At 70.5% G+C, this 12,417-nt stretch carries 7 protein-coding genes; 5 read left to right on the top strand and 2 right to left on the bottom strand.

All coding sequences use genetic code 11. The features are described 5' to 3' along the window. Window positions 1–43 precede the first annotated feature (43 nt). Complete coding sequence (dapC, locus tag BM43_RS35930) at window positions 44–1,270, bottom strand: succinyldiaminopimelate transaminase (RefSeq protein WP_036053312.1); 1,227 nt, start codon at window positions 1,268–1,270, stop codon at window positions 44–46. A 395-nt stretch (window positions 1,271–1,665) separates the two neighbouring features. Here dapC and BM43_RS35925 point away from each other — a divergent pair, with 395 nt between their 5' ends. The 5 genes from BM43_RS35925 (at window position 1,666) to def (ending at window position 10,365) form a co-directional block, all read left to right on the top strand. Next, complete coding sequence (locus tag BM43_RS35925; RefSeq protein ID WP_036050864.1) at window positions 1,666–2,610, top strand: DMT family transporter; 945 nt, start codon at window positions 1,666–1,668, stop codon at window positions 2,608–2,610. A gap of 127 nt (window positions 2,611–2,737) precedes the next feature. Further along, the gene (gene smc / locus BM43_RS35920) at window positions 2,738–6,256 is read left to right on the top strand and encodes a chromosome segregation protein SMC (protein WP_036039800.1); all 3,519 of its coding nucleotides are present in this window, start codon (window positions 2,738–2,740) and stop codon (window positions 6,254–6,256) included. Between the two features lie 56 nt (window positions 6,257–6,312). Next, window positions 6,313–7,626 (top strand): cell division protein ZipA C-terminal FtsZ-binding domain-containing protein, encoded by a 1,314-nt coding sequence (locus BM43_RS35915; protein WP_036050866.1) that lies wholly within the window; start codon window positions 6,313–6,315, stop codon window positions 7,624–7,626. A gap of 133 nt (window positions 7,627–7,759) precedes the next feature. Continuing rightward, a complete protein-coding gene (ligA, locus tag BM43_RS35910) occupies window positions 7,760–9,835 on the top strand; it encodes an NAD-dependent DNA ligase LigA (protein WP_036050869.1) in 2,076 nt (691 codons plus the stop codon). Continuing rightward, window positions 9,832–10,365 carry a peptide deformylase gene (gene def, locus BM43_RS35905; RefSeq protein WP_013698519.1) on the top strand — a complete coding sequence of 178 codons (534 nt, stop codon included), beginning with the start codon at window positions 9,832–9,834 and terminating at the stop codon, window positions 10,363–10,365. Before ligA ends, def begins: the two co-directional genes overlap by 4 nt. Before the next feature lie 120 nt (window positions 10,366–10,485). Here def and BM43_RS39715 read toward each other — a convergent pair whose 3' ends face one another. After that, a complete protein-coding gene (locus BM43_RS39715; protein ID WP_080741921.1) occupies window positions 10,486–12,402 on the bottom strand; it encodes a pseudouridine synthase in 1,917 nt (638 codons plus the stop codon). Between the last annotated feature and the right edge of the window lie 15 nt (window positions 12,403–12,417).

Genomic DNA, 12,417 nt, shown 5'->3' with positions numbered 1-12,417 from the left:
GGAAGTTGGAAGAGGAATCGGGACGGTCAATACGGGAGCGGGCTCAGCGAGCCTGGCTGGCGAGAGCGCGGCAGAACTCGACGATGCGCTGGGCGCCTTCGAGGCATTCGGCGCTTTCGGCGACCAGCGCGATCCGCACGAAATCGCGGCCCGGATTCGTGCCGTGCGCGTCGCGCGCGAGATACGAGCCGGGCAGAACCGTCACATTATAGTCGGCGTGGAGACGCCGGGCGAACTCGGTATCCGACAGGCCGGTGCGCGCCACGTTCGCCCACAGGTAGAAGGCCGCGTCGGGCAGCGCCACGTCGAGCACCTCGGCCAGCAGCGGCGTGACGGCCGCGAATTTTTGCGCATAGAGTGCGCGGTTCTCGCGCACATGTTCCTCGTCGCCCCAGGCCGCGATGCTGGCCTGCTGCCAGACCGGCGAGAGCGCGGCGCCGTGGTAGGTGCGGTACAGCAGGAAGCGCTTGAGGATCGCGGCGTCGCCGGCCACGAAGCCCGAGCGCATGCCCGGCACGTTGGAGCGCTTGGACAGGCTCGACAGCATCACCAGCCGCTCGAAGCCGCGGCCGAGGCGCCGCGCCGCGTCCAGGCCGCCCAGCGGCGGCGCGGCTTCGTCGAAATAGATCTCCGAATAGCATTCGTCGGAGGCGATCACGAAGCCGTGGCGGTCCGACAGCGCGAACAGCTCGCGCCAGTCCTCCAGCGTGAGCACCGCGCCGGTCGGGTTGCCCGGCGAGCAGACGAACAGCAGCTGGGTGCGGGCCCAGACCTCGTCGGGCACGCTCGAATAATCAGGGGCGAAATTGCGCGCCGGATCGCTGTTGACGAACACCGGCTCGGCGCCCGCCAGCAGGGCCGCGCCCTCGTAGATTTGATAGAACGGATTCGGACAGAGTACGATCGCTGACTTGCCGTCGGCGCGCGGCGCGGCGTCGATCACGGCTTGCGCGAGCGAGAACAGCGCCTCGCGCGAGCCCGAGACGGGCAGCACCTGGCTGGCCGCATCGACGGATTCGATGCCGTAGCGGCGCTCGACCCAGCGCGCGATCGCCGTGCGCAACGCGTCCGAGCCCGCCGTGGCCGGGTACGAGGCCAGGCCGTCGAGCGAGGCCACCACCGCGTCGCGGATCAGCGCCGGCGTCGCATGCTTGGGCTCGCCGATGCCGAAGCTGATCGGGGCGTGCGCGGCGGACGGCTTGACGTCCTTGAACAGCGCGCGGAGCTTTTCGAACGGATAGGGCTGGAGCGTATCGAGTCGTGGATTCACGGGCTTGGGCTTCGGAGGCGGTTGGGGCCCGTCGGGGACGGGCTGGAACGAATCGGGCGGCGGCGCGGCGGCCGAGGGCCGGGCGACCGGCGGCGCGGGATGCGCGTCGCCTGGCTGGCGGGGCGCGAGGCGCACGCCGCGGGCCGGCCTGGTGGGCCGGAGCGGTCGATTATAGCTTGCCGCCGCGCGCCCCCGGGCCGGCGGCGCGGTGCCGGGGCCGGATCGGCGCGATGGTTGGCGGGATCGATAACCGGAAGCGCCGGCAACCGGGCGGCCCGATAACCAGGATGGACAATAACCGGGCGGCTCGATAATTCGACGCGCCGATGATCGGGCGGGCGGGCCGGCGCGGCGCGAGACGATGCAACAACGGAAACGGGGGCAGGTGGGCGGAAATGAAGGGACATGAACAGTCGGCGCTGCCGACCCTGGCGATCCTGGTGGGCGCGTCGGTCTGGGGGCTGGTCTGGTATCCGCTGCGGATGCTGGCCGGGCTCGGCCTGACGGGCACCGCGGCCAGCGCGCTGACCTGCTTCTGCGCCTGTCTGTTCGTGGTGGTCTGGCGCCGCCGCGCGCTCGTCACGCTGCGCTGGCACTGGCTGCTGGCCGCGCTCGGGGTGGCCGCCGGCATCACCAACCTCGGCTTCGTCTGGGGCACGATTCACGGCGAGGTGCTGCGCGTGATGCTGCTGTTCTACCTGACCCCGGCGTGGACCGCGATCTATTCCCATTTCCTGCTGCGCGAGCGTCTGACCTGGGCCAGCGCCGCGCTGGCGGCGCTGTCGATCACCGGCGCCATGCTGATGCTCTGGTCGCCGCGCCTGGGCCTGCCGCTGCCCTCGAACCCGGCCGAATGGGCGGGGCTGGCCGCCGGCCTGAGCTTCGCGATGAGCAACGTGCTGGTGGTGCGGATCTCGCGCGACCTGCCGGAGCTCAAGCCCGAGATGCGCACCGCCACGCTGTTCGCGGGCGGCGCGGCCTTCGGGCTGGCGGCGATGTTCGTGGAAGGCGTGCCGCCGCTGCCCGCGCCGCATGCCGTGACGCTGGCGCTGCTGCTGGCCGCCGCGATCGGCGTGGTCACCGCGCTCAACAACCTGCTGGTTCAATACGGGCTTGCCCGGGTACCGGCCAATCGCGCCTCGATCATCATGCTGTTCGAGATCGTCGTCACCGCGCTGTCGGCGTGGCTGTTCGCCGACGAGCTGCCGGGCGCGCGCGAGTGGCTCGGCGGCGCCTGCATCGTGCTCGCCACGCTGCTGTCGAGCCGCGTGCACAAGGCTCCGACCCAGGCGCCGGCCGGCGACGCCGATCGCCGGGACGAGGCCCGCGCGATGGTATGATGGACCCGCTTCACGGGGCGGTCCGGCGCATGGCCGGAGCCCTTTGTCCGAATTCCGGGACGGGCGGCGCGAGCGATGCGCCGCCGGTTGCCGTCCGTTTCAATCCATATTCAATACCGATACCGACGTGCGACTGAGCTCGATCAAACTCGCAGGCTTCAAATCCTTCGTCGATCCCACGCATTTCCAGGTTCCGGGCCAGCTCGTCGGCGTGGTCGGACCGAACGGTTGCGGCAAGTCCAACATCATCGATGCCGTGCGCTGGGTGCTCGGCGAATCGCGCGCCTCCGAGCTGCGCGGCGAGTCGATGCAGGACGTGATCTTCAACGGCTCCACCACGCGCAAGCCCGGCAGCCGGGCCAGCGTCGAGCTGATCTTCGATAACTCCGACGGCCGCGCCGCCGGCCAGTGGGGCCAGTACGGCGAGATCGCGGTCAAGCGCGTGCTCACGCGCGACGGCACCTCCAGCTACTACATCAACAATCTTCCGGCGCGCCGCCGCGACATCCAGGACATCTTCCTCGGCACCGGCCTCGGGCCGCGCGCCTACGCGATCATCGGGCAGGGCATGATCGCGCGGATCATCGAGGCCAAGCCCGAGGAGCTGCGCGTGTTCCTGGAGGAAGCCGCCGGCGTGTCGAAGTACAAGGAGCGCCGCCGCGAGACCGAGAACCGCCTGCACGACACGCGCGAGAACCTGACGCGCGTCGAGGACATCGTGCGCGAACTCGGTGCCAACCTCGAGAAGCTCGAGGCGCAGGCGGTGGTGGCCACCAAGTACAAGGAACTGCTGGCCGACGGCGAGGAAAAGCAGCGCCTGCTGTGGCTGCTGCGCAAGAGCGAGGCGCAGGGCGAGCAGCAGAAGCAGCAGCGCGCCATCGAGCAGGCCCAGATCGACCTGGAGGCGCAGACCGCCAAGTTGCGCGAGGTCGAGGCGCAGCTCGAGACGCTGCGGGTGGCCCATTACGCGGCCAGCGACGCGATGCAGGGCGCCCAGGGTTCGCTCTACGAGGCGAATGCCGAGGTCAGCCGGCTCGAGGCCGAGATCAAGTTCATCGTCGAGTCGCGTAACCGAGTGCAGGCGCAGATCGCCGCGCTGACGGCGCAGCGCGAGCAGTGGCAGGCGCAGGCGCAGAAGGCGCAGGACGATCTCGAGGAGGCCGAGGAAGCGCGCGCGATGGCCGACGAGAAGGCCGCGATGGCCGAGGACGAGGCGGCCGCCAAGCACGACGCGCTGCCGGCGCTGGAATCGCGCTGGCGCGATGCGCAGGCGCAGCTCAACGACGAGCGCGGCCGGATCGCCCAGACCGAGCAGTCGCTGAAGCTGGAGGCCGCGCACCAGCGCAACGCCGACCAGCAACTGATGCAGTTGCAGCAGCGCCACGAGCGCCTGAAGTCGGAGGCGGGCGGGCTCGACGCGCCCGACGAGGCGCAGCTCGAGGAGCAGCGCATGCAGTTGGCCGAGCAGGAGGAGATCCTGCACGACGCGCAGGCGCGCCTGGCCGATGCCCAGGAGACGCTGCCGCGGCTGGACGCCGAGCGCCGCGCCGCGCAGGAGCGCGTGCAGGCCGAAAGCGCCCAGATCCACCAGCTCGAGGCGCGCCTGGCCGCGCTCAAGCAACTGCAGGAAAACGTCCAGACCGAGGGCAAGATCCAGCCCTGGCTCGACAAGCACGAGCTGGGTGCGCTGCCGCGCCTCTGGAAGAAGCTGCATGTCGAGCCGGGCTGGGAAAACGCCCTGGAGGCGGTGCTGCGCGAGCGGCTGGCCGCGCTGGAAATCTCCAATCTCGACTGGGTCAAGGCCTTCGCGACCGACGCGCCGCCCGCCAAGCTGGCCTTCTTCTCGCCGCCGCCGGCGGGCGAGCCGCTGGCCACACCGGCCGGCATGCGCGCGGTGCTGTCGCTGGTGCGCATCGACGATGCCGGCCTGCGCGCCGTGCTCAACGACTGGCTCGGCTCGGTGTTCGTGGCCGACGACCTGGCCCAGGCGCTGGCCGCGCGCGCGCAACTGCCGGCCGGCGGCGCCTACGTGGTGAAGGCCGGCCACTTGGTGACGCGCTCGGGCGTGCAGCTCTACGCGGCCGATTCCGAGCAGGCCGGCATGCTGGCGCGCCAGCAGGAGATCGAGAACCTCGGTCGCCAGGTGCGCGCGCAGGCGCTGCTCGCCGACGAGGCGAAGACGGCCTCGATCCGCGCCGAGGCGGCCCACACGCAGGCCGCGCAGGCGCTCGGCGAGGTGCGGGCCCAGGTCGAGCGCGCCCAGCAGCGCGTGCACGCGCTGCAGATGGAGGTGCTGAAGCTGGCGCAGGCGCACGAGCGCTACACGCAGCGCAGCACGCAGATCCGCGAGGAACTCGAGGAGATCGGCGCGCAGATCGACGAGCAGCGTGCGCTGCGGGCCGAATCCGAGGCGAACTTCGAACGCTACGACGGCGAGCTGGCCGAGCTGCAGGCGAAGTTCGAGGACAACCAGCTCGCCTTCGAGGCGCTCGACGAGGAACTGAGCAACGCCCGCCAGCAGGCCCGCGATCTCGAGCGCGCGGCCAACGACGCGCGCTTCGCGGCGCGCAATTCGGCCAACCGCATCGACGAGCTCAAGCGCAGCATCCAGGTCGCGCACGACCAGATCGAGCGCGTCGCCGCCTCGCTGGAGGATGCCCGCGCCGAACTCGAGACCATCAACGAGCAGACCGCCCACACCGGCCTGCAGGACGCGCTGGAAATCCGCTCGGCCAAGGAGCAGGCGCTGGGCGCCGCACGACTCGAGCTCGACGACCTGACCGCCAAGCTGCGCGCGCTCGACGAGTCGCGCCTGGCCGCCGAGCGTGCCCAGCAGCCGCTGCGCGATCGCATCACCGAGCTGCAACTGAAGGAGCAGGCCGCGCGCCTGTCGGCCGAGCAGTTCAGCGAGCAACTGGCCGCGGCCGGCGTCGACGAGGCGGCCCTGCTGCCCAAGCTGACGCCGGAGCTGCGACCCTCCTACCTGCAGGGCGAGGTCACGCGCATCAACAACGCGATCGCCGCGCTCGGCCCGGTCAACATGGCCGCGCTCGAGGAACTGGCGGCCGCCAGCGAGCGCAAGATCTTCCTCGACGCGCAATCGGCCGACCTGCTGGCCGCGATCACCACGCTCGAGGACGCGATCCACAAGATCGACCAGGAAACCCGCACCTTGCTGCAGGGCACCTTCGATCAGGTCAACCATCACTTCAGCGACCTGTTCCCGAAGCTGTTCGGCGGCGGCCAGGCCAAGCTGATCATGACCGGTGACGAGATCCTCGATGCCGGCGTGCAGGTGATGGCGCAGCCGCCGGGCAAGAAGAACGCGACCATCCACCTGCTGTCGGGCGGCGAGAAGGCGCTGACCGCCACCGCCCTGGTGTTCGCGATGTTCCAGCTCAACCCCGCGCCGTTCTGCCTGCTCGACGAGGTGGACGCGCCGCTCGACGACGCCAATACCGAGCGTTTCGCGAACCTGGTGCGCGCCATGTCGAGCAAGACGCAGTTCCTGTTCATCTCGCACAACAAGATCGCGATGGAAATGGCGCAGCAGCTGATCGGCGTGACCATGCAGGAGCAGGGCGTGTCGCGGATCGTGGCGGTCGACATGGAAACGGCCGCCGGTTTTGCCCAGAATATTGGCTGAATGCGCGCGCCGCCTCGAAGCGGCGCGCCGGAAAAAGAATTCCTGATGGAGCATGCATGGACGAGTTGACACTCGGGTTGATTGGCGTAGGCGTGGTGGTGGTTGGCGGCATCGTGGTCTACAACGCCTGGCAGGGCGCCAAGGTGCGCCGCCGGATGCCGCGGCCGATGCCGCCCGAGGCCGCCGATACGCTGGCGCGCCAGGAGCGCGACGAGGATGCGCCCTTCATCGAGCCGGTGCGGCAGCCCTCGCCGGCGCCTGCGGTGGCGCGGCGCGAGCCCACGGTGGCGGCGCCGGCCGCGGCCGCCGATCACGAGGCCCGCGTCGAGCCGACCTTCGGCGGCGCGCCGGAAGCTCCGGCCGATACGCCCGCCGACCTGCAGGCCGATGAAACGCTCACCGCCGCAGGCGAGGGCGCGGATCACGCAGCCGGCGAGGCCGAGTCCGCCGAAGCCGGCGCCGCGGCGCAGCCTGCAATCGCGACAACCGCCGTGCCGATCGATGACGGCGAGCCGGTGCTGCCGGCCGCCACCACGATCTCCTCGGCGCCGCCCACCATCGTCGATCGCCGCATCGACTGCATCGTGCCGATCCGGCTCGGCGCGTCGCTGCCCGGCGAGCGCATCCTGCCGGCCGCGCAGCGCCTGCGCCGTGCCGGCAGCAAGCCGGTCCACATCGAGGGCAAGCCCGAGGACGGCGGCAACTGGGAGCTGTTGCAGAACGGCGTGCGCTACGAGGAACTGCGCGCGGCCGCGCAACTGGCGAATCGCAATGGCCCGCTCAACGAGCTCGAATTCTCCGAATTCGTCTCGGGCGTGGGCCAGTTCGCCGACGCGATCGACGGCGCGCCCGAATTTCCCGACATGCTGGAGACGGTCTCGATGGCGCGCGAGCTCGATGGCTTCGCCGCGCAATGCGACGCGCAGTTGTCGATCAACGTGATGTCGGACGGCGCGCCCTGGTCGGCCAACTACGTGCAGGCGGTGGCCTCGCAGGACGGCCTGCTGCTGTCGCGCGACGGCACGCGCTTCGTCAAGCTCGACGCGAAGCAGAACCCGGTGTTCATGCTGCAGTTCGGCGACACCAACTTCCTGCGCGACGACCTGACCTACAAGGGCGGGAACATGATCACCCTGGTGCTCGACGTGCCGGTGGCCGACGAGGACATCCTGCCCTTCAAGCTGATGTGCGACTACGCGAAGTCGCTGTCCGACCGGATCGGCGCGCGGGTGGTCGACGATTCGCGCCGGCCGCTGCCCGAATCCACCCTGGTGGCGATCGAGCAGCAACTGATGAAGCTCTACGCGAAGCTCGAGGAAGCCGGCATCCCGGCCGGCTCGCCCGTCACGCGGCGCCTGTTCAGCCAGTAAGCCGAAGCCGGCCCCCGGGGCGCGGGTTTTCCCGTCCCGGCCGCCGGCGATTCGGCGCTTGCAGGAAGGTGCGCAAGCGCGCGCCGCCTGAGATAATCCTGCCTTGATTGTCACCAGAGCAAGTGCCGCCAGCATGGCCCGATCCCCAGTTGAACCGCCAGCCAGCCAGCCGTCCGAACGGGCGGCCTGGCTGCGCAATGAACTCGAGCGCGCGAATCACGCCTATTACGTGCTCGACCAGCCCGACCTGCCCGACGCCGAATACGACCGGCTGTTCCGCGAGCTGCAGCAAATCGAGGCCGAGCATCCCGACCTGATCACGCTCGACTCGCCGACCCAGCGCGTGGGTGGCGAGGCCGCCACCGGCTTCACGCCGGTGGTGCACGACGCGCCGATGCTGTCGCTGAACAATGGTTTCTCCGACGAGGACATCGCCGCCTTCGACAAGCGTGTGGCCGATGCGCTCGACAAGGCGCCGGCCGACCTGGCCGGCACCGCCACCGATCCGGTCGAATACGCCTGCGAGCTCAAGTTCGACGGCCTGGCGATCTCGCTGCGCTACGAACATGGCCGCTTCGTGCAGGCCGCCACGCGCGGCGACGGCACCACCGGCGAGGACGTCACCGAGAACGTGCGCACCATCCGCTCGATCCCGCTGACGCTGAAGGGCAAGAACCCGCCGGCCCTGCTCGACGTGCGCGGCGAGGTGCTGATGTACAAGCGCGATTTCGCGCGCCTGAACCAGCGCCAGCGCGAGGCCGAGCAGCGCGAGTTCGCCAATCCGCGCAACGCGGCGGCCGGCAGCCTGCGCCAGCTCGATTCGAAGATCACTGCGCAGCGGCCGCTGTCCTTCTTCGCCTACGGCATCGGCGTGCTCGAAGGCGCGGCCATGCCCGATACGCACAGCGGCCTGCTCGACTGGTACGCCGGCTTCGGGCTGCCGGTCAATCGCGAGCGCGCGGTGGTGAAGGGCGCCGAGGGGCTGCTGGCCTTCTTCCACAAGGTCGGCGAGCGGCGCGAGGCGCTGCCCTACGACATCGACGGCGTGGTCTACAAGGTCAACCGGCGCGACGAGCAGGAGCGGCTCGGTTTCGTCTCGCGCGCGCCGCGCTTCGCGCTGGCCCACAAGTTCCCGGCCCAGGAGGCGCTCACCCGGCTGCTGGCGATCGAGGTGCAGGTCGGCCGCACCGGCGCGATCACCCCGGTGGCGCGGCTCGAGCCGGTGTTCGTGGGCGGCGCGACGGTGACCAACGCGACCCTGCACAACGAGGACGAGGTGCGCCGCAAGGACATCCGGATCGGCGACACGGTGATCGTGCGGCGCGCCGGAGACGTGATTCCCGAGGTGGTGTCGTCCCTGCTCGACCGGCGCCCGGCCGACGCGGCCGAATTCGTGATGCCGACCGAATGCCCGGTCTGCGGCTCGCGCATCGAGCGGCTGCCCGAGGAGGCGATCGCGCGCTGCACGGGCGGCCTGTTCTGCCCGGCGCAGCGCAAGCAGGCGCTGTGGCACTTCGCGCAGCGCCGCGCGCTCGACATCGACGGCCTCGGCGAGAAGATCATCGACCAGTTGGTCGAGCAGAACCTGGTGCGCACGCCGGCCGACCTGTTCCATCTCGGTTTCGCGACCCTGGCGGCGCTCGACCGCTTCGCCGACAAGTCCGCGCAAAACCTGCTCGACTCGCTGGAGAAGGCGCGTCACACCACGCTCGGCCGCTTCATCTACGCGCTGGGGATCCGCCACGTCGGCGAATCGACGGCCAAGGACCTGGCCAAGCACTTCGGCTCGCTGCAGCCGATCATGGACGCCACCACCGAGCAACTGCTCGAAGTCAACGACGTCGGCCCGGTGGTGGCCGAGTCGCTGCACCAGTTCTTCGCCGAGGAGCACAATCGCACCGTGATCGCGCAACTGCGCGAGAAGGTCGACTGGCCGGAAGGGCCGCCCGCGCCGCGCGAGCCGCAGGGCGTGCTGGCCGGCAAGACCGTGGTGCTGACGGGCACGCTGCCGACGCTGGGCCGCGACGAGGCGAAGGCGCTGCTCGAGGCGGCCGGCGCCAAGGTGACCGGCTCGGTGTCGAAGAAGACCGATTACGTGGTCGCCGGTGCCGAGGCGGGGAGCAAGCTCGCCAAGGCCGAGGAACTCGGCATCCCCGTGCTCGACGAGGACGGGATGCATCTACTGCTCAAGGGAGAACTGCCATCATGATTCGCGAGATCCTCAGGATGGGCGATCCGCGCCTGCTCGAAGTCGCGAAGCCGGTCGAGGCCTTCGATACGCCGGAACTGCACGAGCTGGTCGCCGACATGTTCGAGACCATGCACCACGCCAACGGCGCGGGGCTGGCCGCGCCGCAGATCGGCGTGGGCCTGCAACTGATCATCTTCGGTTTCGGCAACAACGCGCGCTACCCGGACGCGCCGCCGGTGCCGGAGACGGTGCTGATCAATCCGAGCGTGGAATACCTGCCGCCGGACATGGAGGAGGGCTGGGAAGGCTGCCTGTCGGTGCCGGGCATGCGCGGCGTGGTGAGCCGCTACAGCAAGGTCCACTACTCGGGCTTCGACCAGTACGGCAAGCGCATCGACCGCATCGCCGAGGGCTTCCATGCGCGTGTGGTCCAGCACGAATACGACCACCTGATCGGCAAGCTCTATCCGATGCGGATCACCGACTTCTCGAAGTTCGGCTTCGCCGAGGTGCTGTTCCCCGGGCTCGATCCGAACGCGGACGACTGAGCGTCGCCAGCACTCGCTGCAATGAAAACGGCGCCGGGAACCCTCGCGGGTTCGCCGGCGCCGTGTCTTTTGCGCGGGCCGCACGTCGGGCCGCTCTGGCGGCCGTTCGTGCTGCTGCGATCAGAAGTTCTCGTCGGGCGACAGGTAGCGCCACTCGCCTTGCGGCAGCGCGCCTAGCATCACGTGGCCCATCCGCACGCGCTTCAGGCCGATCACCTCCAGCCCGACCAGCTCGCACATGCGACGGATCTGGCGCTTCTTGCCTTCGCGCAGCACGAAGCGCAACTGTTCGCCGTTCTGCCAGCTCACCATCGCGGGCTTGAGCGGCGCGCCGTCGAGTTCCAGGCCGTGGCGCAGCTTGGCCAGCGATTCGGCCGGGAAATGCTGGTCGATGTCGGCCAGGCGCTCGCCGAAGCGCACGCGCACCAGGTATTCCTTGTCGATGTCGGATTGCTCGCCGATCAGCTGCTTGGCGATGCGGCCGTCCTGCGTCAGCACCAGCAGGCCGGTCGAGTCGATGTCGAGGCGGCCTGCCGGCGCCAGCGTGCGCAGGTGCTGCGGCGAGAAACGCAGCGCCGAATGATCGCCGCTCCAGTGGTTCTCGCGCGTGATCAGGGTGACGGCCGGCTCGTAGCCGTCCTCGGCCTGGCCCGATACGTAGCCGACCGGCTTGTGCAGCAGGATCGTCACCTGGGCGGCCTGGGCAGCCTGGGCGCGCTGGTCGATCTCGATGTTCTGCTCCGGGCGCACCTTGGTGCCGAGCGTGTCGATCCGCTCGCCGTCGACCAGCACCCAGCCCTTCTCGATCCATTCGTCGGCCTCGCGGCGCGAGCAGAGGCCGAGCTCGGACATCCGCTTCGAGAGACGGACCATGCCGGTTTCGTCGGCGTCGTCGAAGGAGGCGGCGCGCGACTTGACGGGCTGAGCGACCTTCAGGCGCGAGGGGGCGGCGTCGCGCACGGGGCGGGCGCCGGCACGGGCGGGACGATCGCCGCTATCACGGGCAGGGCGGCCTTCGCCACGGAACGCGCTGCGTTCGCCGTCGCGAGCGGGGCGTGCCGGACGATCACCGTCGCGGGAGAAGCGGGCGCCGTCACGCGGCGGCCGTTCACCGTCGCGCGTGGGGCGGCCTTCGCCACGGAACGAACCGCGCTCGCCATCGCGAGCGGGGCGCGCCGGACGATCGCCATCGCGGGAGAAGCGGGCGCCGTCACGCGGCGGCCGTTCACCGTCGCGCGTGGGGCGGCCTTCGCCGCGGAACGAACCGCGTTCGCCATCGCGAGCGGGGCGCGCCGGACGATCGCCATCGCGGGAGAAGCGAGCGCCGTCACGCGGCGGCCGTTCACCATCACGCGCAGGGCGGCCTTCGCCGCGGAACGAGCCATGTTCGCCATCACGAGCGGGGCGCGCCGGGCGATCGCCGTCGCGGGAGAAACGGGCGCCGTCACGCGGCGGCCGTTCACCTTCACGCGTGGGGCGGCCTTCGCCGCGGAACGAGCCGCGTTCGCCATCGCGAGCAGGGCGCGCCGGACGATCGCCATCGCGGGAGAAACGCGCGCCGTCACGCGTCGGGCGTTCACCATCACGAGCGGGGCGCGCCGGACGATCTCCATCGCGGGAGAAACGCGTGCCGTCACGCGGGGGACGATCGCCGCCGGTGCGGGCAGGGCGGCCTTCGCCGCGGAACGCACCGCGCTCGCCATCGCGAGCGGGGCGCGCCGGGCGATCCCCGTCGCGGGAGAAGCGAGCGCCGTCACGCGCCGGGCGATCGCCGCCCTCGCGCGGCGGCCGGCCGAAGCCGCCGCGCTCACCGTCACGCGGCGCGCGCGGTTTCACCGCGCCGGCGCCGGCCGGCTTGGCCGCGCGCGGCGCCGCCGACTTCGCGCCGGCCGGCCGCTTGGCGGACGGTTTCGGTTTCGTCGCGGGATCGAGCGGCGCGGGGCGCGTCGGTTTGCGGCCAGCCAGGCTGCCTGAGCGGACCGGGGCGCGGGACGGCGATGCCGGGCGGGGATTCTTGATTGTCAGTTTGGTGCGCATAAACGCTGGATTTCA

This window comes from Burkholderia gladioli (assembly GCF_000959725.1).
Taxonomy (GTDB): domain Bacteria; phylum Pseudomonadota; class Gammaproteobacteria; order Burkholderiales; family Burkholderiaceae; genus Burkholderia; species Burkholderia gladioli.
The sequence above is the reverse complement of the archived record's forward strand: the minus strand, read 5'-3'. Positions and strand labels throughout refer to the sequence as shown.

Bases quoted from the DNA above. Each gene is read 5' to 3' on its own strand.
- ligA (WP_036050869.1), top strand. From the start codon at position 7,760: ATGGCCCGATCCCCAGTTGAACCGCCAGCCAGCCAGCCGTCCGAACGG.
- def (WP_013698519.1), top strand. From the start codon at position 9,832: ATGATTCGCGAGATCCTCAGGATGGGCGATCCGCGCCTGCTCGAAGTC.
- BM43_RS35915 (WP_036050866.1), top strand. From the start codon at position 6,313: ATGGACGAGTTGACACTCGGGTTGATTGGCGTAGGCGTGGTGGTGGTT.
- BM43_RS39715 (WP_080741921.1), bottom strand. From the start codon at position 12,402: ATGCGCACCAAACTGACAATCAAGAATCCCCGCCCGGCATCGCCGTCC.
- BM43_RS35925 (WP_036050864.1), top strand. From the start codon at position 1,666: ATGAAGGGACATGAACAGTCGGCGCTGCCGACCCTGGCGATCCTGGTG.